Here is a 19,772-nt window from a genome sequence, read left to right as displayed (position 1 = left end):
GTGGTGATTAGCGGGCTGTCGCTTTGGCTTGTGCTAGACGGTAGGTGCGTGCCGGGTGGCAAAGTAGCACCGCCACGACCATAAAGAATGCTGTGGTGCCCAGGCTGATGGGGTAGACCATCATGATGTTCGCAAAGGTGCGGAAGTTCGGGAACACGCAGAACACCCAATAGAAGCGGATGCCGCAGACGCAGATCATGGTGATGAGGGCGGGCATGAGCGAGATGCCAAAGCCGCGCAGGTAACCGGACATGTTTTCGTAGAACATGCTAAAGGCGTACGCCGGGAAGATCGAACACACGCGGATATAGCCGATCGAGACGATGTTGGGGTCGCTGTTGAACAGCGCCAGGATTTCGCGTCCCAAGCCGACGATGATGACGATGGTGGTGAGTGCAACGATGCCGCCTTCGACCAGGCAGACCTTGAGCGTCTTAGTGCAGCGAGCGATCTGGCGCGCGCCGTGGTTTTGCCCCACAAAGGTGGTGCAGGCCTGGCTAAAGCTGTTGAGCAAGTTGTAGCACACATACTCCAGGCTCATGGCGGCGCTGGATGCCGCCATGACCTCGGTACCCAGGCTGTTGATGGCGGACTGGATGATGATGTTGGCGACGGCAAAGACGGCGCTTTGGATGCCGGCGGGCAGGCCGATCTTGACGATGCGCTTGAGGGCGACAGGATCGATTGCCAGGTCGCGCGGGGTGACGCGGACGACGGAATCGGTCTTGAGCAAGTGGACAAAGAGTGTGGCGGCGCTGACGGTGTAGGCGATGGCGGTGGCGATGGCGACGCCCGCGACGCCCCAGTGGAGCACGGGGACAAAGATGAGGTCCAGGCCAATGTTGAGGACGGTGGACACGGCAAGCGCCTGTAGCGGCATACGGGTGATGCCGACGGAACGGAAGATTGCGGCCTCAAAGTTGTAGAGCAAGATCGAGGGCATGCTGAGCAAAAAGACGCGCAGGTAGAGCGATGCGAGCGGCATGGTTTCGGCGGGAACGTTGAGCGCGGCGAGCATGGGTTCGGCAAAGATCTCGCCCAGCGCGATGACGACAAAGCCCACGAGCGCCATCAGAATCGAGGTATGGACGGCGCGCTTGACCATGTTCTGATCGTTGCGGCCGATGGCGTTGGCGATGACCACGTTGGAGCCAAGTGACAGGCCAATAAACAGGTTGAGCATAAGACTGGTAAGCGGAACATTGGAGCCGACCGCCGCCATGGCGAGGGTTCCCTGGTCGCCCGAGAAGTTACCGATGATGACCGTGGCGATGAGGTTCGACAGCTGCTCCAAGATGCTCGTGGCGGCCACGGGGAAGGCGAACAGGGGAATATTGCGCCACAGCGAGCCGGTGGTCATGTCAATGTGCTTAGATGCGGTGTCTGCCATACGCTCTCAATCTCTAACATGCTCATTCGTGCTTATTTGCGCAGACGATGATACTCCTAATCGACTAGTCATTTAAGAACGTCCCCAATGACGAGGCGGGGAAGGCGTGCGACAATGGTGGGCGTTGTGTTGTTCGCGCTAAGGAGTTGCCATGTTGTTGTGTCCCGTTTGCCATGAGCCGTTGGTAGACGACGAGCGCGGTGCTGCATGTGCGGGCGGACACCGGTTTGACCGTGCGCGCGAGGGCTATCTGTATCTGCTGCGCTCGTCCAAGAGCGGCGACTCCATGGGCGATCCCAAGTCGCAGGCGCGCAGCCGTCGTGACTTTCTGAACCGCGGATACTATGCGCCGTTGCGCGATGCGATGGTCGAGCTGGTGCGCGAGCGGGTGTCTGAACGTGCCGCGTCTACGAACGGCCCCATGACCTTGCTCGATATTTGCTGCGGCGAGGGCTACTACACCAGCGCCATGGGTGCGGTGCCGAGCGTGGATGCTTACGGTTTCGATCTAGGCAAAGAGATGGTGCGCCTGGCCGCCAAGCGCGGCGATGCGACCTACTTCGTGGCCAACATGAAGGACATCCCCGTGGCCGATGGCGCCTTTGATATGGTGACTGAGCTCTTTGCTCCCTTTAACGAGCGCGAGTTTGCCCGCGTGCTGGCGCCCGAGGGTTCGCTCTATACCGTGGTGCCGGGTGCCCGTCATCTCTTTGGGCTCAAGGAGGTGCTCTACGACACGCCATATCTCAACGATGAAAAGCTGCCGAAGACTACCGAGCTCGAGTTGGTCGGAACGCAGCGGGTGTCTGCGAACATTATGCTTCAGACCCAGGCTGACATCGAGGCGGTGTTCCAAATGACGCCGTACTACTACCGCACGCGCCCTGCCGACAAAGAGCGCCTGGCAAATTTGGATACCCTTCAGACCGACATCGACTTCATCATCGCCGAGTACCGCCACTAACCTACCAAAAAGGGACAGGTTTATTTTGGCAGGTTTTATCTGGGCAAACGTAAAGGACCGACCGCGGGGATGCACGATCGGCCCTTTTAGTTGCTTGATAGCAGGGGTTATGGGAGACAGGTGCCTACAGGCGGTCCTTGTTTTCGGCCTTAATGTCGTGTGCCTGCTGAATAAAGAACAGGTCGTACACCACGATGACAAAGGCGCCATAGTTGATGGCGTCGCCGCCAAACGCGGGAAGCGTGAGCACGGCCTGCGCAATCGTGGCGAGTGCGGCAACGATGCCGAGCTTAAACGCGCCATCCACCTGCGAGGGCTTGTTGGCGCCCTTGATGCCCGCAACACCTGCGGCGAGATCGATGAGGCCCTTGGCGACAAGCACGACCGTGGCGAGCATGGCGTTCGGTCCGTAGGTGGACTCGAACTTGCCGGTCGCGATGCCGGCGATTCCAATGACGAGACTGGCGATGCCCAGAACAAAATAAATCAGGGCAAGGATTTTGAGTGTCTTGCGAGTGAAGCTCATGGCTGGTCCTTTCGATACGAGTACGCCAACCTGGCGCACCCTATGTGCTGCACATATGGTGAAGCACATTGTAGTTCAACGGGGCGATGCATGCGTTTGAAAGCGTCTCTTGCCTGTACGGTCCAACCTTTCAAAAAGGAAAGCTGGGCGTAAGTCAAATCGATGGCAGCGTATGCGCGGCGCTGCGATGATGGGGCCATGGTAAGAGCTGGACCGAAGGAGGAGCCGTGATGTACGGAGCCAAGCAAGTGCGTGAGCCGCGTTCGTTAGGAAGGCGTATGGGCGATTCCGTGATCGCTGCCGTGTGCACGGGATTGATGGCGGTGCTTTGCATTGGGATGCTGTGGACCATGTCGCGTGTGGGACAATAGCGGACGGTTGGGTGCCAACTGAGGTGGCGCTCACGTATTCGTTTTGCTTGCTAAGGAGTGTCCATGGGCGTCGTCGATCCCTTTTCTGTTGCTCGGGCTGCTGGGCTCGAGCTCGTGCGGACGTCCGAGGGCCTTACGCTCACCGACGGCACGATGGAGTTGCGTGCCGATTTTGGCCGCATGCTTCCACGGCTCAAGCAGGGTCGTCTGCAGCAAGAGCTACTGGTGAAGGCTGCGCGCACAAAAGGCATTGAGCAACCATGGGCGATTGATGCCACAGCAGGCTTTGGCGAGGATTCGCTGCTGCTGGCTGCCGCGGGTTTTGCGGTCGATTTGTATGAGCAGGATTGCGTGATCGCGGCGCTCCTCCAGGATGCCCTGGATCGCGCGGCAGATGATCCGGCGCTTGCGGCCGCCGTGGCGCGCATGCACTTACATGCGGGCGAGGACAGCATTGCCGGTCTTCGCCATACGGCCGAGCTGATCGAGCGGGGCGAGCTCGCGGCTCCCGACGTGGTGTATCTGGACCCCATGTTTCCCGAGCGCACCAAGAGCGCGGCGGTCAAAAAGAAGTTCCAGCTCTTGCACCATTTGGAGCAGCCGTGCGCCGATGAGGAAACGCTGGTCGAAGCTGCGCTTGCGGTGCGCCCACGCAAGGTCGTTATCAAGCGGCCGGTGAAGGGGGCGCTGCTTGCCGGCGTTAAGCCGAGCTATCAACTTGCGGGCAAGGCCGTTCGCTACGATGTTTTGGTGCCGCCGCGCCCGTAGCTTGCGTGCGATGGTTGGCGCTCCGTCAACACCGTGCCGATGCGGGGTCTATTTCCAAGGGTGCGACGTCAGATGCCACCCGCCACAGTATTCGCATTTGTAGCAGGCCAAACCGCGCCGTCCGCGGTTTTCGCAGTCGGCCATAACGGCCTCGGCTTCGGCGCGTGTGTCGTAACGGTTTTTGCGCTCGCACGACTTATAGCGCCAAGCCTCGTCGCGCTCGGCGTCCAGGGCGTCGCGGCGCTCGTCCTCGCGTGCAAACAGGTCGCTCATATCGCCGCCGGTGGCAGCGCCCAAAAACTCGCTTTTGGCTTTTGACCAGGCGGCTCGCTTTTTGCTCCCCATCTGCTTCGCGCTCCTCTCCAAACGTTGGTATCATTGCTCAATCAAAGTGATACCAATAAACGTGAGGTCGCCGCGTGATGATCAGAAAAACCCTCGATACCGACATTCCCGCCGTCATGGCTATCTATGACGCGGCCCGCGCCTTTATGCGCGCGCATGGTAACGCCACGCAGTGGCCCGAGGGCACGCCTTCGGCCGAGCAGCTCAAAAGCGATATTGCCGCGGGCGGTAGCTACGTGTGCGAGGAAGACGGGCGCGTGGTGGCGACGTTTGCCTTTCTGCCGGGGCCGGACAGTTCCTACGATGCGATCGAGGGCGGCCAGTGGCGCAGCGATGCCCCGTATGCTGTGCTGCACCGCGTGGCATCCGACGGCACCACGCATGGCGTCGCGGCCGCGATGTTTGCCTTTGCCAAGGAACGCATCGACCATCTGCGTATCGACACACATCAAGACAACCTGCCTATGCAGGGCGCCATCGCCAAGGCGGGGTTCGAGCGCGCCGGTGTCGTATATGTGTCGGACGGCACGCCGCGTATTGCGTTCGACTGGCTGCGCGAGGCGTAGGAGCCAGGGCACGTTTCATCACCCAGCTCAAATAAAAAATGGCCCCGAGTGGGGCCATTTTTGGTAAAACGCGTCGTTGTGGGACTCGCATTGTTACCGCCTCAGATGAGACCGGGCGGGCAAAAGGGGAGGTGCCGGCTTTCGCAAGGCGCGAACCTACGAAAATCGCCGCGCGGCAACGCGGGGCGATGAGCTCGGTCGGGGGATAGGGCCCGCTTCGCCCGCCGGCCCGTAAATTGTATCATCCAGTGTGGAGCGTGAACGCCCGTTGCCGCGTGCGATGGGCTTGTAATAAGAGGAGAGCCATGTCGAAGCAAGCGGTCGTTGGAATCTTGGCGCATGTCGATGCCGGCAAGACCACGCTGGCCGAGGCCGTGCTGTTCAACGCGGGTCGCATTCGCAAGCGCGGCCGCGTTGACGATGGCGATTCGCACCTGGACACCAACGCGATCGAGCGCGAGCGTGGCATTACGATCTTCTCGTCGCAGGCCGTGCTCGACCATGGCGATACCCACGTCATGCTCGTGGATGCGCCGGGGCATGTCGATTTTTCTGCCGAGGCGGAGCGCACGCTGCGCGCACTCGACTACGCGATTTTGGTTGTGGGTGCCAACGACGGTGTGCAAGGGCACACCGAAACCCTGTGGCGCCTGCTTGCGCGCTATGACATCCCGACGTTCATCTTCATCAACAAGATCGATTTGGAGAATCCCGGCCGCGATGTTTTGCTGGCACAACTCGGGCAGCGTCTTTCCGAGGGCTGCCTGGATGCCAACGAGCTGCTGGCGGGCGGCGCCGTTCAGGAGGACGCTGCTGCGTTGGACGAAGCGGCGCTCGAGGAGTTTCTTGAAGCGGGTGAGCTTTCTGTCGCAACGCTGTCGCGCATGGTTGCCGAGCGCAAGCTCTTTCCCTGCTTTGCCGGCTCGGCGCTCAAGGACCAAGGCGTTGACGAGCTACTGGATAGTATATGCGCGCTGATGCGTGAGCAGGCGTGGCTCCCGGAGTTTGCCGCGCGCGTCTATCGTGTCAGCCGCGGGGATCGTGGCGAGCGCTTGGCTTGGGTTAAAGTGACCGGCGGCACGCTGCGCGCAAAACAGATGATCAGCGGGCATTCCAGTGCCGAGGCGTGGGAACAGAAGGTCGATCAGGTACGCATCTATAACGGCGAGAAGTATGAGCTTGCCCAAGAAGTTGCTGCTGGCGGTATTTGCGCCGTGACGGGTCTTGCGCACGTTCGCCCAGGGGACGCCCTGGGCACGGAGCCCGCGGGCGATGCGCCCGTCATCGCTCCGGTCCTCACCTATACGGTGCTGCCGGGCGAACACGACGTCCACGCGGTGTTTAAAGCGCTGAGTGAGTTGGCGGACGAAGATCCCATGCTCGGCGTAAGCTGGAATACGCATCTTGAGCAGATCCATTTGCAGTTGATGGGCGCCGTGCAACTCGAGGTCGTGCAGCGCGTGCTGGCCGATCGTTTTGGCCTTTCGGTCGAGTTTGAGTCTGGCGGCATTCTCTATAAGGAGACGATCTCGCAGCCGGTCGAGGGCGTGGGCCACTTTGAGCCGCTGCGCCACTATGCCGAGGTGCATCTGCGCCTGGAGCCGTTGCCAGCAGGTTCGGGCGTGCAGTTTGGCACCGTGACCTCGACCGACGAGCTCAATCTTAACTGGCAGCGTCTGGCACTCACCAACGCCATGGAGCGCGACCACCTGGGCGTGCTGACCGGCTCGCCCATCACCGATGTGCGCATTACGCTCACGGGCGGCCGCGCGCATGCCAAACACACCGAGGGCGGCGATTTTCGCCAGGCCACGTACCGCGCGATTCGCCAGGGTTTGATGCAGGCGCGCGAGGCGGGCGCGGCGGTGCTGCTGGAGCCGTGGTACCACTTTGAGCTCGAGGTGCCGGGGGAGTGCGTGGGCCGGGCGCTCTCGGATGCCACGCGCATGGGTGCCGAGTACGAGCCGCCGACGATGGCGGGCGACCGGGCGAAGCTTGTGGGTCGCGTGCCGGCATCCGAGGTGCAGGATTATGCGCTGGAGGTGGCTGCCTACACGAGCGGTCGCGGGCGTCTGTACCTGGAGTTCGCCGGTTATGCGGCCTGTCATGATGCCGAGCGCGTCATCGAGGCGGCCGCCTATGAGCCCGAGGCCGATCTGCCCAACACACCCGACTCGGTTTTTTGCTCTCACGGCGCCGGCTACACGGTCAAATGGTACGACGTACCCGCCGCGGCGCACGTAAAGGTCGATCCCGCCACCTTCCGTCCCTGGCGAGCGGCAGACGCCGAGTTTTTCGGCCACATGTGACAAAGTGGCAGTCCCTTTGTCACATGCTATTGGTATAACTTGGTATAAGTTGGTATAACTATTATCAGGGTTTGCCAATCCGAGGAGGCCGGCATGAATCCAAATCCCTTTAAGCCGACGGCAGGCAAGCGGCCCCCGATGCTCATCGGTCGAGAGTCGGTCATCGAAGATTTCGAGGAAGGGCTTGATAACGGCGCCGGAGCGCCGGGTAGGCTCATGCTCATTACGGGAAACCGCGGCTGCGGCAAAACGGTTCTCCTGCGAGAGCTGCAACGTCTAGCCAGCGAGCGCGGATGGGCGGTTATCTCCGATTCTGCTTCGCTTGGCTTGTGCGATCGCCTGGCCGACGCGCTTCGCTCGAATAAACCCGTTGTGACGTCAATGGAGTTTGGGCCGTCGTTTGGTCGGATGTCGGTCGAGGCGGCTCGGGCAAAGGGCGAGACGCTACGGGGGCTGGTCAACGAGCGCCTCAAGAAGCTCGGTCCAGGCAAGGGCATCCTGTTTGCGATTGACGAGGCGCAATCTGCGTCAATCGAGGAACTGGCGGCTCTTGCCGTTCTCTATCAGCAGGTGCTCGGAGATCAGGATGCTACGGGCCTGCCCGATAGCGACCAGCGCGGTCTTGCGCTGGTATTTGCCGGCTTGCCCAGTATGGTTGACGACCTGCTCGAAGAGCCGAGCGTGACGTTTTTGCGCCGTGCTCAGCAGCGTACGCTGGGGGCGATTTCTTTGCCCAAGGTGCGCGATTCATATGTCCAGACGGTTAAAGATGCTGGCCTTTGCGTCGACGCGGAGACGGCGGGCCTTGCGGCACGCAAGAGTATGGGGCATCCCTATATGGTTCAGCTGGTGGGCTATTACATGTGGCGCTCTGCTGTCCGGCGCTACTCGCTGGTCATTGAAAGGCGCGATGTCGAGGATGGCCATGCGGATGCCGTCTCCGAGTTCTATGAAGCGGTCGACGCGCCCCTGTATTACGGACTGCGCAGCCCACAGCGCCTCTTTATCGAGGCCATGGCTGCTGACGAGGGTGAGCAGACGCGCATGGCGGATATCATTGAGCGCTGCGACCGCACCCAGAGCTGGGCGAGTAAATATCGCGCAAGCTTGATTCGCGAGCGCGTCATCGAGGCTGCCGGATACGGCCTCGTCAGGTTTACCGTGCCCATGCTGGGCGAGTACATTCGCGATCGCATTTTATGGCATGAGTAATGTGACAAAGGGACAGTCCCTTTGTCACATTCGATCAACGGGAGGGAAAGCGATGACGGTGTCGCAACAACCAAGTGCTATCGAGGTGCGCGGTGCACGTGTCCACAATCTCAAGGACATCGATATCGATATTCCGCTGGGGAGGCTCGTGGGCATTGCCGGCGTGTCGGGCTCGGGCAAGAGCTCGCTGGCGCTGGGAGTTCTTTATGCCGAGGGCTCGCGCCGTTACCTGGAGGCGCTCAGCACCTATACTCGACGTCGCCTGACGCAGGCCGAGCACGCCCAGGTGGACGAGGTATTGCACGTACCGGCGGCACTCGCGTTGCATCAGCGTCCCAGTGTGCCAGGCGTGCGCTCGACCTTTGGTACCATGACCGAGCTCAACAACAGTCTGCGTTTGCTCTTTAGCCGCTGTGCCCATCACGTGTGCCCACATTGCGGGGCGCGTGTGGAGCCGAGCCTTAACGTGGCTGCGGGCCTGTCGCTCACGTGCCCCGCATGCGGCCGCGAGTTCTACGCGCCGAGTGCCGAGGACCTTGCCTTTAACAGCGGCGGTGCGTGCCCTACCTGCGGCGGCACCGGTGTCATGCGCGAGGTGGACGAAGCGAGCCTGGTGCCCGACGAGTCAAAGACCATCAACGAAGGCGCGGTGCTTCCCTGGGGTACGCTCATGTGGGATCTGATGAAGCAGGTAGCCGGCGAGATGGGCGTGCGCACCGACGTGCCGTTTAACCAGCTCACGCCTCAAGAGCGCGACATCGTGTTCCACGGTCCGGCGGTTAAAAAGCACATTCTCTACGTTCCCAAAAACGGCGAGGGCGCCACGCCGCTCGATTTTACCTATTACAACGCTGTCTATACCGTCGAGAATGCGCTCGCCAAGGTTAAGGACGACAAGGGCCTCAAGCGCGTGGCGCGCTTTTTGCGCGAGGGGCCATGCCGTGACTGTGGCGGCACGCGCCTCTCCGAGGCCGCACGTCAGCCCCAGGTGCGCGGTATCAATCTGGCGCAGGCCGCGGCCATGACGCTTGGTGATGCGGTTGAGTGGGTGCGCGGGGTGCCCGTATCCTTGCCGGACGAGATGCAGCCTATGGCGACGGATATCTGCGATTCGTTTTTGAGCACGGCCCGTCGCCTGGTCGACCTGGGGCTCGATTACCTCTCGCTCGACCGCGCCGGTGCCACGCTCTCCACGGGCGAGCGTCAGCGCGTGCAGCTCGCCCGCGTGGTGCGCAACCGATCGACGGGCGTGCTTTATGTGCTGGACGAGCCCTCGATTGGCTTGCATCCTGCCAATGTCGACGGCTTGGTGGGCGTGATGCGTGATCTGGTGGATGACGGCAACACCGTGGTCGTTGTCGACCACGACACGCGCGTATTGGCGGAAGCCGATTATCTGGTCGAGATGGGCTCCGTTGCCGGAGCGGGCGGCGGTAATGTGATCGCCGCCGGTACGGTGGATGAGGTCGAGCAATCGCAGGGCAGCCGCATCGCCCCGTTTTTGCGCTCGGAGCCCAAGCGCTTGCGGCCGCAGGTGGCTGATGACGAAATGTTCGACCGGGGCCATATCCGCATGGCGACCGATGCCATCCATACCGTCAAACCGCTCGAAGTCGATATCCCGCGCGGTCGCTTGGTCGCGGTGACGGGCGTTTCGGGTTCGGGTAAGACGACGTTGGTGCTCGAGACGCTCATCCCGGCGCTCAAGGCTCAGGCAACTGGCGAGCGCCTGCCAAGCCATGTGCGCTGGATCGACGCCGAGGGCATTGCCCGTGCAAATCTGATTGATGCTACGCCTATCGGCGCCAACGTGCGCTCGACGGTGGCAACTTATGCCGACATCCATGATGAGCTGCGTCGCGCCTTCGCCCGTACGCCCGAGGCTAAGGCGGCGGGATACAAGGCGGGCGCCTTTAGCTACAACACCGGCGCCTTGCGCTGCCCTACGTGCGATGGCACGGGTTCGATATCGCTCGACGTGCAGTTTTTGCCCGATGTCGAGATCGTCTGCCCGTCATGTCGCGGCTCACGCTATGCAGACGCGGCCTCGCATATCCATCGCGAGGGCAAGGACGGGAGCCTGCTTACGTTGCCGCGGCTCATGGACATGAGTGTGGACGAGGCCCTCGACGCTACGGTGGGGCTCAAGAAAGTTCAGGCGCGCTTACAGACCCTGCACGACCTGGGCTTGGGTTATCTCACGCTCGGCGAGCCCACGCCGGCGCTCTCGGGCGGCGAGGCGCAGCGTCTTAAGCTCGCGAGTGAGATGGGCCGCGTGCAGGATGATGCCGTATTCGTGTTCGACGAACCCACAATTGGCCTGCACCCGCTCGATGTTCAGGTGCTGCTGAGTGTGTTCGACGGCCTCGTCGCCAAGGGCGCCACAGTTGTCGTGATCGAGCACGACCTCGACCTTATCCGTAACGCCGATTACGTGATCGACATGGGCCCAGGTGGTGGCGACGCAGGCGGGCAAATCGTCTGCGTCGGCACGCCGGGCGACATCGCAGCCTGCCCCAAGAGCTTTACCGGCCGCTATCTATAGACGATGCGACAAAGGGATTGTCCCTTTGTCGCATTGATGTCTATTTCACGCACTGAGCGGCGAGATAGTCACGGAAAAACGGCAATTCAAAAGCGACGATTCCGCGTCCGCGTTCTCCGATGATGCCGGCGTCTATCATGCGGCGTCGGTAGCGGGAGACCTGCTGTGGCGAACGCTTGAGGCGCTCGACAAGATCAGCGGTGGTGGACTCTTCCTCGTCATCGAGCATGGCGATGAGGAATCGCTTGTCCTCTGCAGTGAGTTCCCGATAGGTTGCCGCGAGGATTCGGTCGTCCATCTCGTCGCGCGCGATTTTGATTCCCAGGTCAAAGTCGCGTGACGAGATTTCCTTCGAATCGCTTGTGAGATCCCAGGCACGGTAGCCTACGAGTTGCAATAGGAAGGGAAAACCGGAGATCGAGCGAACAGCTCTATCGATTCCCTCAGCATCTGCCAGGCGATCGTTTTCCTGGATTGTGCGAATCAAGGCCTCGCGCACGTCATAGTCGGCAATGCGACCCAGATGATATTGTTGGGCGCGGCGAAGGAACGAGACCGTCTTGTGGTTCAGCAACGTCGAGACGTTGTTGGGAAGTCCCGCCATGAGCAGGGCGACGCGTTTTCCATCGGTCACAAAGTGCTGATACGTGGCCGCGAGCTGAATCATCTCGTCGAGCATCGGATCGACCTCATCAACCGTGACGAGCAGTCCGGTGCCCGCTTCGTTGAGCTGGTCGATGATGTCGCTCATGCGATAGCGCCAGGTTGAGGCATCATGAACGCGATTGACCTCGATGCTGCCGAATGGTGCAATTCCGAGACTGGTGACTTCGAAGCTGTTAGACGGGTCGATGAGATGGCCTGCAGCACGTTTCGCCCCGAACTCGATTTCCTCAAGCATTCCCGGGAGCGCGGTCGTCTTTACGGCAATCCAGCCGTGGGATTCCGCCCTTGTCGCAAGCGACGACATGAGAGCGGTTTTGCCGGTTCCACGCGCGCCTGAGAAGATCGAGGTCAATTCCGGGCGCCTGCGCTGACTCAAGAAGGCACGGTCCAAATCCCGAATAATCTGTTGTCTGCCAGCGAGATGAGCAGGAACCTCACCAAAACTGGGGGTAAACGGGTTCTCGAGATATTCCACAAGGCTCTCCTTTCACACCTCCGTTTAACTTCATTTTATTCTAGTTAATTCTGATTAAAAGCGATGGTCCGTTATTTAGAGCATCAATTAGGCGTGTGTGTCATCGACATGGCGCTTGAATGTGACAAAGGGACAATCCCTTTGTCACATTCCCGGAAAGCCTGTTTGGCGCAGGGCCTCGTAGAGGACGATGGCAGCGCTGTTGGAGAGGTTGAGTGCGCTGATACGGTAGTCGTCCGGGTCGACGAAGTTGCCGCAGATATCCTGCTGAAGGATGGCTTCGTGGCTGTCCTCGGTATGCCCGAGCGATTCCTCGTGGGCTTCCCAGGTCTCGGCGTTATTGAGCGAGTCGCAATCGCGCAGCATCGGGATGCGCTCGCAGCGCGTGGGCGCCACAGCGAGCAGCTCCTCGGGAATGCCCGAGCTCTCGCTGCCAAAGACCAAATAGTCACCGTCGCGGTAGGTGCTTTGCGCATAGGTGCGGCGTGCCTTTTTGGTCAGCAGATGTAGGCGCTCGTCGGCGGGGGAGAGGCCGTTGCGCGCAAGGAAATCCTCCCAGCCGGCATAAGTCGTCACGTCCAAATTCTGCCAGTAGCCCAGGCCGGCGCGACGTACTGTCTTGTCGTCGAGCGAAAACCCCAGCGGCTCCACCAGATGCAGGCGGGCGCCGGTGACCACACAGGTACGGCCGATATTGCCCGTATTGGCCGGAATCTCGGGCGCATACAGCACAATGTTGAACATGAATCTCCTTGGTTCAGAATGAAAAACCACCACGAAGGGTACCTTCGTGGTGGTTTGGCGGTTACGTGGGCGGCAAAATGCCCGCTTTGATAAACCTAGGCGCGGTGCCAGTCGGTCAGGCAGGCATCGAGGGAGGCGATGAGCGCATCCTTGTCCATGTGACGGCCGATGATGCACAGGCTCGTCATGCGGTCGCCCGTCTCGTCGTCCCAAATCTGCATGATCTCGGGGTTTTCGTCGATGATCTTCTGCTTTTCGCCCTCGGGTGCGGAATCGACAAACAGGCCGTTCTCCATCAGGCGCATCTGGTGGCCGGCCTGCTCAAACATGTAGCACATGTCCGGATTGCTGGCCTGCCACAGCGGACCCTTGACGCGGATGACCTCGTCGGGCCACTCCTGCTCAACAAAATCGGTGAACTTCTGCAGGTCAAACGGCTTGCGGCGCGAGTACACAAAGGTCTCGATGTCGTACTCGAGCACCTCGGGGTCGTCGTGCTCCTCGGGATGCTCCATGGCCTCGATCCAGGCGGCGGAGTTGTAGGCGCGCATAAAGTCGAAGCGGTCGGTGTCGAGCAGCTCCTCCATGGGGACCTCGCCGTTTTGCGCCTCGACGATCACGGCGTCCTTCTGCAGACTGCGCACGATGGCCTTGAGCTCGGCGATCTGCTCAGGCGTCACGGTGTCGGTCTTGTTGAGGATCAGCGTGGAGCAGAATTCAATCTGCTGGATGAGCAGGCTTTCGATGTCGTCCTCGTCGATATCCTCGGCCAGCAGGTCGCGACCGCCGTTGAACTCGTCGTACATGCGGGCGCAGTCGACCACGGCCACGATGTTGTCGAGCGCGAGCTTGGGCTCGCCGCCCACCTTGGCCTCGTCGCAGAAGCTCGAGATGGTGTAGGCGATGGGGATAGGCTCGCAGATACCCGAGGCCTCGATGATGATGTAGTCGAAGTTGCCCGAATCGGCGATGCCCTGCAGCTGGTTGGCCAGGTCATCCGAAAGTGTGCAGCAGATGCAGCCGTTGGTGAGCGGGATGAGGTCGTCGGTCTCGGAAAGGCCGCCGTCGGCGATGAGGCTGGCGTCGACGTTGATCTCGCCGATATCGTTGACGATCACGGCGGCGCGGATGCCGCCGTCGTTAGCGAGGATGTGGTTGAGCAGCGTGGTCTTGCCGGCACCGAGGTATCCGGTAAGCATGATGATCTTCACGGGTTTGTTGGGCATGTGCCCTCCTTTGTTAGACATGGCTTACAGTTGAATCTTATGTCAAACTCCTGCTCTTATACCCACGTGCCGACAAATAACACAGGCTACTCCCAGGCTCCCCACACGTCGGGACAATAGCCGACGGTGGCCTTTTTGCCGTTGCGCACGATGGGCACGGCCAGAACCTGCTGGTTCTCGAGCAGCTTATCGAAACGCTGGCTGGGGGTGAGGTGCTGGATGAGTGCGAGCGTCTCCTCGTCCTTGGCTTTGGGGTTGAGCAGCTTGTCGATGCCGCCAACCGCCTGCATCACGCTCGTGAGCTCGCCCTTGCTCATCTCCTTTTCCTTCAGGTCAATAAACTGCACCTTAATGCGGCGCTCCTTAAAATAACGCTGGGCCTTCTTGGTATCGAAGGACTTCTTAGTCCCGAAAATTTGAATATTCATATTATGTTCCGCCGTTCTCGTAGTTCCGTCGTTTTAACGAACGACGGTCACCTCGACGCTGCGAAGCCATCTGACGGGCAATCTGCCTTTCAATCGTCGGACGCGGGCAAAAGCCCAGCGTCCTCCTCTTTCAAGGCACCTTGCCTCGTCAGTTGACTTCTCGCTGCCATTGTCAAAACATCGAGGCGCCCGTCGTTGGACTATCGGATAAAGTTGGTCCTAGCGCGATCGGCCTGGGGGGTTTCGATGCCGGCGGCCTTTCCCGCCTCGATGCAACGCAGCAGCCAGGCCATGTTCTTGCCGATGTTTCGCATGGTGGCAAGGCCTTCGGCATCCTGGGCGGCCTCGCCCGGCATGGCACCAAAGACGTTGTTCCAGTACGTGGAGGCCACCACGGGCATCTGGTTAATGGTGAAGTACTTGTTGAGTACGTCAAACGTGGTCGACGTGCCGCCACGGCGGGCAACGGCGACGGCGGCGCCCGGCTTGTGCGCAAAGGCCTTGCTGCCGGCATAAAACGCACGGTCGAGGGCCGAGAGGATGCGTCCGCTGGGGTGCGCATAGTAGACGGGTGAACCAAAGACAAAGCCGTCTGCCTGCTCGGCGGCGGCAATCAGCTCGTTGACGGCATCATCGTCAAAAGTGCAACGGCAATCGAGCTTGCCGCACTGGCCGCAACCGATGCAATCGCGAATGGGCTTGGCGCCTAGTTGAAACATCTCGGTATCAATGCCTTCGGCGCCGAGTTGCTCGGTGACCTCGGCGAGTGCGCGGGCGGTGTTGCCGTTTGCCTTGGGGCTGCCATTGACCAAGAGAACCTTCATCACAAACTCCCTCTGCTGTCGGTGACTTTTGCAGAGGATTATCTCACGAGCGGGCAGGTGACGTGGGGCGCGATGCCGGCCTGTGTTTCACATCGCGCCCCACGACGCTAGTCCAGCTTGGTGCCCGGTACCTGCGGCGCTTCTTTAAGCAGTGCATTAAGTTCGTTCAAAATGGAAACGGGCTGTCGGTCGACGGCGTCCAGATGAAGCGTGGCCACGCGAAGGGGTGGCTGATATTCAAATGAGCCTAGAAGCACGGGCGACCCCAAGAACCGTTCGATTTCCTCTGCGATCGCGTCGGTCTCTTGGGGATCGATGTCGTCGAAGAGCGCCACGAACATCGGTCCGGTAGAGCGGAACAGACGACCCTTGCCGCGCGAGCAATCCATGAGACAGGCGGCACTTTCTGCCAAAACGCGGTCGCCCGCCTCAAAGCCAAAGCGGGTATTGACCTGAGCGACATCGTCGATTTTAATGGCGATCAAGCCCGCCTCGCGCGCCACGCGACGCATTTCGCCAATGGCGTTGACCAGGGCATGGATATCGCCCAGGCCGGTCACGGAATCAGTCGTATCTGCCAAGCTTCGGTTGACGATAATGCCCACATACATGTTGGGCTCGGTATCGGTGCCGTCCAAGCGGTAGCCCGTACAGTCGCAAAGCGCGTATTTCCCGGTGGCATCCAAGACGCGATACTGCATGTAGTGGAAGTGCCACGTGCCGTTTAGCACCATATCGAGCTCGGCCCGTACGCTGTCGCGGTCCTCGGGGTGAACGCGGGCAAGCCATATATCGAGTGAGTTGTAGGGATGCTGGGAGGGCAGGCCAAAATCGCGCACGGCATTAACCGACCATTGCGATTCGCCGGTATCGAGATTAAGGATAAACGGATAGCGTATCTCGGAGCTCATCGAGATCGCTTGGAACACCCGATCGTTGCAGGGGGGGGGTTGTTCTGTGATCGGGCGTTGCGGAGCATCGTTTTCCTTCGGTTGCTGCACACGGTGCATGAGCTTGTAGCGATACATTTTGCGGTCGGCGTCCATGGTCATCTGATGACGCGTATCGCCTGCCAGCGGGTCGACACGCGAACAGCCAAAACTAAAACTGGCGATCATGGGCGCCTTACCGTCTGATGTCGCTCCGATAAGATCGGCGCGTGTTCGCTCCAGGCGCTGCTCGAGCTCGGCTTCGTCTGTCGTGGGGGACACAAGTACAAATTCGTCTCCACCGATACGGAACAGAAGCTCATCGTGCTCCATGGTTTCGGTGAGCGCGCGGCAGATGCTCAGAATGTAGCGATTGCCTTCGGCGTGGCCAAACGTATCGTTGCAGTGCTTGAGGTGGTCGATATCAATATAGGCGCAGGTGAAGGAGGTGCCTTTGCGCCAGAGCTGATCGACATGGTGGTCGAGTCCACTACGGTTGCCAAGATTGGTGAGTGTATCGATATAGGCACCGCGCTCGAGTAACTGCCGTTCCTGATGCAGGATGGCATACGTCTTTTGCAGCTGCTCGCCGATGGCGCGCAGCTCCGTGGGCAGCGCGGCAACATCGAGCTCGGCGGTTGAGGCCCCGTTCGCAAGTCGCTGTAGATGGGCGATGATCGATTGCTCGCCCAGGCGATAGGACTCGTTCATGATGCATAACCTCCTTGGGCGAGACAGTGGTTTGTATCATATCCCCAATTCAACTCGATTTGGGAATACAAGTTAGCCAATGGGGACAAGCATGTCCCTTAACGGTAGCGTTCTGCGCGCGAGCGTATCAATTGTTATTGCCGCCATCGAGCAATACCTCAAAATCTTTCGCCGGCATGGGGCGGTAGTAGAGGAAACCCTGAGCGTAGCGGGCACCCATGTTGCGCAGCATGTTGGCCTGCTCATTGGTCTCGACGCCTTCGATCACAACGGGCAAATGGAGCGACTGCGCCATCTCGAGCATCGATGAAATGATGTGCGCACTACGGCCTTGATCGCCGTCGACGGGCGCAAACGTGCGGTCGAGCTTGATGACGTCGACGTTGACGTTCTTGAGCATCGCGAGCGTGGACTGGCCGGTGCCAAAATCGTCCATATAGGTCGAGAAGCCGCGGGTGTGCAGGCCGGCCGTCAGCTTATCCACGGCCTCGGACTCTCCCGTATAAGCCGTCTCGGTGATCTCGATACGCATGAGCTCGGGCGGTAGGTTGTATTGGGCGGCAAGCGCCCCCATATGTTCGGCAACGTCGCAGGCAAGAATATCCACGCGCGACACGTTAAGCGAGATCGGAACCACGCGAAGCCCCCGATCTATACGCTCGCGCAGCCACATGGCAACGCCCTGCCAAACGTATTTGTCGAGCGTCATCACAAAGCCGCTTTCCTCGAGAGTGGGGATAAAGGTGGCGGGCGAAATGAGGGAGTCGTCCTTGTCGATCCAGCGCGTGAGTGCCTCGGCGCCAATGATCTCGCCGGTTTCCATGTCGACCTGGGGCTGCAAGTAGTAGGTAATGCGGCCGTTTGAGAGCGCGTACTGGAATTCGGTCAGCGTGCGGTGGAACACGATTTCGCGTTCGTACTCGTCGGGGCGGAAAATGGCAATGCGCTCCTTGAAGTCGCTTTTCGCGCGCCGATTGGTAAACATGGCCTTGGCCTGCGCATCGATGGTGATTTCCTCGCTGGGGTCGATGGGGAAAACGCCCATGGACGGCCAGAAACCCACGCCGTTATCGTGCTTGGCCACGGCCTCGCGAACGCGGCTATAGATTTGATGGACGGTGTCGTGCTCAAAGGGGATGAGTATGCAAAAGTCGTCTTGGCCCCAATACCCTGCGACGCCCATGTCGGCATTCTCGATGTCTTTGAGGACCGTGCCCACGTCGGCGAGCGTGCGGTCGCCCTCGGCCTGTCCGTGCCATTCGTTGAACAGCCGCATGTGTCCCATGTCGACGGTGGCGATGCACCAGGCACCGTCGCGTCTTGTCTGGAGAAATGCGTTGGCGCGCCGCATAAACTCGCTGGGTCGATAGAGGCCCGTGAGCGTATCGATGCGCTCGACGATGGTGCTTTTGCGCTCTGTCTCGGGTATGGGGAGGCTGTCGTTGGGAACAAGTCCGCCGGCCGTGCGAAGGCGACGGTCGAGTTCGCCTAAAACGGCGGTCGCTTGGTTGGTTAGACGCTCGTAAAAGGCCGGGACGACAAGACAGACGGGAGTAATGGTGTCGCCCGCGATTCGAACGGGAGCGAAAACGGCTTCTTTAAGGTGATGGGTCAGTTGCTCGAATGCCTCGTGATCCAAATCGTTGCTGAGCACGACGAACTGGACGCTTCGAGAACGGTAGACGCGACTCCTGCCACGGGTGATCGACAACATGCGGTCTGCGTATTCGGCAAGCATGTTGTCGACAGCCTCGGCCCCGTAGAGCTCGTTGAGCTTTGCCGTGCCACGAATGCGCACCGCTATAAGCCCTGTCTCGCAACGATCGCGGCGGCAGGCATCGATAGCGTTGATCAGCATGCGCTGCGTTCCGAGGCCCGTAGCGGCGTCGACGGTCTCGGCAAGTGAGTGGTTGACGAGCTCGCCGACATAGAGCGAGGGGTCGTGTCCGTCGCCATCGATACGAAACCCGCGAGCACGGCACAGGACGTAGTCGCCGGCGGCGTTGCGCACGCGGTACTGCATGACTCGACGGTGCTTGGAGCCGTTATAGATCTGGTCGATGTCGTTGGCGTAGGCCTCGAGGTCATCGAGATGGACGCGCGTCTTCCAGAAATCGCGGCAGCTGTCTATGTGCTCCGAAGGAAGACCGAGATCGCGCAAGGCACCTTGCGACCAAAGGGTGCGGTCCTTGTCTAAGTTCTCGATAAAGAAATAACGGCCTTCGTTGAGCATCGAAAAGGCGTCGAAAATGCGGTCGCTTATCTCGAAGTCGTCGGTGTGGACTTGCGTGATATTGCGTCGATCAAGGTGCATGGCATGACGTAGCTTGTAGTCGTACATGCGATGATCGGCATCGAGCGTCATGCGATTGGAGGCTTCGCCCAGGGCGGGGTCGGCGTGTGACACTCCGTAGCTAAATGCTCATGTACGGTAAGGAAGCAAGCAACCGAAAACAAGAGATAGACCGCCAGCACTACACTATTCCGAACCAAAGACCAAAAGATAAGCATTTTGAGAAAATCTAAACTTTTGGATTTTCCTACAATGCCGACTACGGCGGAATCCCTCCCACTCCTTATATATTTCTTTCTGTATACATTGAATTTGTATTTAGTAAAATGCAGACAACACCACGGATCGGCTTTTGGCTGGACAATTCCAACCAAACACCGCAGCAGACAGTAGAAACCATTCTGAACGTTAGGAAGCCGGTATGATTGTTACATATAAGGGGTTGATTTCCGATCTCAGCCGAACACATTGAGCAAATAG

16 protein-coding genes are annotated in these 19,772 nt (G+C 59.9%); 6 read left to right on the top strand and 10 right to left on the bottom strand.

All coding sequences use genetic code 11. From position 1 onward, the window contains the following. Nucleotides 1–7: 7 nt before the first annotated feature. Nucleotides 8–1,390: an MATE family efflux transporter gene (locus DW645_RS04955; RefSeq protein WP_118226607.1), complete on the bottom strand. Its 1,383-nt coding sequence runs from the start codon at nucleotides 1,388–1,390 to the stop codon at nucleotides 8–10. A gap of 151 nt (nucleotides 1,391–1,541) precedes the next feature. On the opposite strand from DW645_RS04955, the gene DW645_RS04950 reads away from it, so the two are divergent. After that, nucleotides 1,542–2,354 (top strand): putative RNA methyltransferase, encoded by an 813-nt coding sequence (locus DW645_RS04950; protein ID WP_118226605.1) that lies wholly within the window; start codon nucleotides 1,542–1,544, stop codon nucleotides 2,352–2,354. A gap of 124 nt (nucleotides 2,355–2,478) precedes the next feature. Here DW645_RS04950 and DW645_RS04945 read toward each other — a convergent pair whose 3' ends face one another. Next, the gene (locus tag DW645_RS04945; protein WP_118226603.1) at nucleotides 2,479–2,880 is read right to left on the bottom strand and encodes a hypothetical protein; all 402 of its coding nucleotides are present in this window, start codon (nucleotides 2,878–2,880) and stop codon (nucleotides 2,479–2,481) included. A 434-nt stretch (nucleotides 2,881–3,314) separates the two neighbouring features. Between DW645_RS04945 and DW645_RS04940 the strand changes: the two genes are divergently transcribed. Next, on the top strand, nucleotides 3,315–4,019 hold the full coding sequence (locus DW645_RS04940) for a class I SAM-dependent methyltransferase (protein ID WP_118226601.1): 705 nt from the start codon (nucleotides 3,315–3,317) through the stop codon (nucleotides 4,017–4,019). A gap of 48 nt (nucleotides 4,020–4,067) precedes the next feature. Here the strand turns inward: DW645_RS04940 and DW645_RS04935 are convergent, their stop codons facing one another. Beyond that, on the bottom strand, nucleotides 4,068–4,364 hold the full coding sequence (locus tag DW645_RS04935; protein WP_055310006.1) for a hypothetical protein: 297 nt from the start codon (nucleotides 4,362–4,364) through the stop codon (nucleotides 4,068–4,070). A 77-nt stretch (nucleotides 4,365–4,441) separates the two neighbouring features. On the opposite strand from DW645_RS04935, the gene DW645_RS04930 reads away from it, so the two are divergent. The 4 genes from DW645_RS04930 to DW645_RS04915 all read left to right on the top strand — a co-directional run bounded on the left by DW645_RS04930 (nucleotide 4,442) and on the right by DW645_RS04915 (nucleotide 10,996). Continuing rightward, complete coding sequence (locus tag DW645_RS04930) at nucleotides 4,442–4,930, top strand: N-acetyltransferase (protein ID WP_118226599.1); 489 nt, start codon at nucleotides 4,442–4,444, stop codon at nucleotides 4,928–4,930. A gap of 305 nt (nucleotides 4,931–5,235) precedes the next feature. Then, the gene (locus tag DW645_RS04925) at nucleotides 5,236–7,239 is read left to right on the top strand and encodes a translation factor GTPase family protein (protein WP_118226597.1); all 2,004 of its coding nucleotides are present in this window, start codon (nucleotides 5,236–5,238) and stop codon (nucleotides 7,237–7,239) included. Between the two features lie 93 nt (nucleotides 7,240–7,332). Further along, nucleotides 7,333–8,451, top strand: a complete 1,119-nt coding sequence (locus tag DW645_RS04920) for an AAA family ATPase (protein ID WP_118226595.1) — start codon at nucleotides 7,333–7,335, stop codon at nucleotides 8,449–8,451. 52 nt (nucleotides 8,452–8,503) lie between these two features. Beyond that, nucleotides 8,504–10,996 carry an excinuclease ABC subunit UvrA gene (locus DW645_RS04915; RefSeq protein ID WP_118226593.1) on the top strand — a complete coding sequence of 831 codons (2,493 nt, stop codon included), beginning with the start codon at nucleotides 8,504–8,506 and terminating at the stop codon, nucleotides 10,994–10,996. 40 nt (nucleotides 10,997–11,036) lie between these two features. Here DW645_RS04915 and DW645_RS04910 read toward each other — a convergent pair whose 3' ends face one another. The 7 genes from DW645_RS04910 to DW645_RS04880 all read right to left on the bottom strand — a co-directional run bounded on the left by DW645_RS04910 (nucleotide 11,037) and on the right by DW645_RS04880 (nucleotide 19,406). Further along, nucleotides 11,037–12,137 carry an ATP-binding protein gene (locus DW645_RS04910; RefSeq protein ID WP_118226591.1) on the bottom strand — a complete coding sequence of 367 codons (1,101 nt, stop codon included), beginning with the start codon at nucleotides 12,135–12,137 and terminating at the stop codon, nucleotides 11,037–11,039. 144 nt (nucleotides 12,138–12,281) lie between these two features. Then, nucleotides 12,282–12,881: a tRNA (cytidine(34)-2'-O)-methyltransferase gene (locus DW645_RS04905; protein WP_118226589.1), complete on the bottom strand. Its 600-nt coding sequence runs from the start codon at nucleotides 12,879–12,881 to the stop codon at nucleotides 12,282–12,284. A gap of 95 nt (nucleotides 12,882–12,976) precedes the next feature. After that, nucleotides 12,977–14,107 (bottom strand): GTP-binding protein, encoded by a 1,131-nt coding sequence (locus tag DW645_RS04900; RefSeq protein WP_118226587.1) that lies wholly within the window; start codon nucleotides 14,105–14,107, stop codon nucleotides 12,977–12,979. A gap of 86 nt (nucleotides 14,108–14,193) precedes the next feature. Beyond that, the gene (locus tag DW645_RS04895) at nucleotides 14,194–14,535 is read right to left on the bottom strand and encodes an arsenate reductase family protein (RefSeq protein ID WP_118226585.1); all 342 of its coding nucleotides are present in this window, start codon (nucleotides 14,533–14,535) and stop codon (nucleotides 14,194–14,196) included. Between the two features lie 200 nt (nucleotides 14,536–14,735). Continuing rightward, a complete protein-coding gene (locus DW645_RS04890) occupies nucleotides 14,736–15,359 on the bottom strand; it encodes a flavodoxin family protein (RefSeq protein ID WP_118226583.1) in 624 nt (207 codons plus the stop codon). Between the two features lie 107 nt (nucleotides 15,360–15,466). After that, nucleotides 15,467–16,999, bottom strand: a complete 1,533-nt coding sequence (locus DW645_RS04885) for a diguanylate cyclase domain-containing protein (RefSeq protein WP_118226581.1) — start codon at nucleotides 16,997–16,999, stop codon at nucleotides 15,467–15,469. A 127-nt stretch (nucleotides 17,000–17,126) separates the two neighbouring features. Continuing rightward, entirely contained in the window at nucleotides 17,127–19,406 is a 2,280-nt protein-coding gene (locus DW645_RS04880) for an EAL domain-containing protein (protein WP_147356631.1), read from the bottom strand. Nucleotides 19,407–19,772: the final 366 nt, after the last annotated feature.

The sequence above is a fragment of the Collinsella sp. AM23-17 genome (assembly GCF_003470945.1).
Classification (GTDB): Bacteria; Actinomycetota; Coriobacteriia; order Coriobacteriales; family Coriobacteriaceae; genus Collinsella; species Collinsella aerofaciens_O.
Note: the sequence above shows the minus strand (reverse complement) of the source record. Positions and strands in the feature narration are given on the sequence as shown.

Coding starts and splice junctions, on each gene's coding strand:
- DW645_RS04955 (WP_118226607.1), bottom strand. CDS start 1,390: ATGGCAGACACCGCATCTAAGCACATTGACATGACCACCGGCTCGCTG.
- DW645_RS04950 (WP_118226605.1), top strand. CDS start 1,542: ATGTTGTTGTGTCCCGTTTGCCATGAGCCGTTGGTAGACGACGAGCGC.
- DW645_RS04945 (WP_118226603.1), bottom strand. CDS start 2,880: ATGAGCTTCACTCGCAAGACACTCAAAATCCTTGCCCTGATTTATTTT.
- DW645_RS04940 (WP_118226601.1), top strand. CDS start 3,315: ATGGGCGTCGTCGATCCCTTTTCTGTTGCTCGGGCTGCTGGGCTCGAG.
- DW645_RS04935 (WP_055310006.1), bottom strand. CDS start 4,364: ATGGGGAGCAAAAAGCGAGCCGCCTGGTCAAAAGCCAAAAGCGAGTTT.
- DW645_RS04930 (WP_118226599.1), top strand. CDS start 4,442: ATGATCAGAAAAACCCTCGATACCGACATTCCCGCCGTCATGGCTATC.
- DW645_RS04925 (WP_118226597.1), top strand. CDS start 5,236: ATGTCGAAGCAAGCGGTCGTTGGAATCTTGGCGCATGTCGATGCCGGC.
- DW645_RS04920 (WP_118226595.1), top strand. CDS start 7,333: ATGAATCCAAATCCCTTTAAGCCGACGGCAGGCAAGCGGCCCCCGATG.
- DW645_RS04915 (WP_118226593.1), top strand. CDS start 8,504: ATGACGGTGTCGCAACAACCAAGTGCTATCGAGGTGCGCGGTGCACGT.
- DW645_RS04905 (WP_118226589.1), bottom strand. CDS start 12,881: ATGTTCAACATTGTGCTGTATGCGCCCGAGATTCCGGCCAATACGGGC.
- DW645_RS04900 (WP_118226587.1), bottom strand. CDS start 14,107: ATGCCCAACAAACCCGTGAAGATCATCATGCTTACCGGATACCTCGGT.
- DW645_RS04895 (WP_118226585.1), bottom strand. CDS start 14,535: ATGAATATTCAAATTTTCGGGACTAAGAAGTCCTTCGATACCAAGAAG.
- DW645_RS04890 (WP_118226583.1), bottom strand. CDS start 15,359: ATGAAGGTTCTCTTGGTCAATGGCAGCCCCAAGGCAAACGGCAACACC.
- DW645_RS04885 (WP_118226581.1), bottom strand. CDS start 16,999: ATGAACGAGTCCTATCGCCTGGGCGAGCAATCGATCATCGCCCATCTA.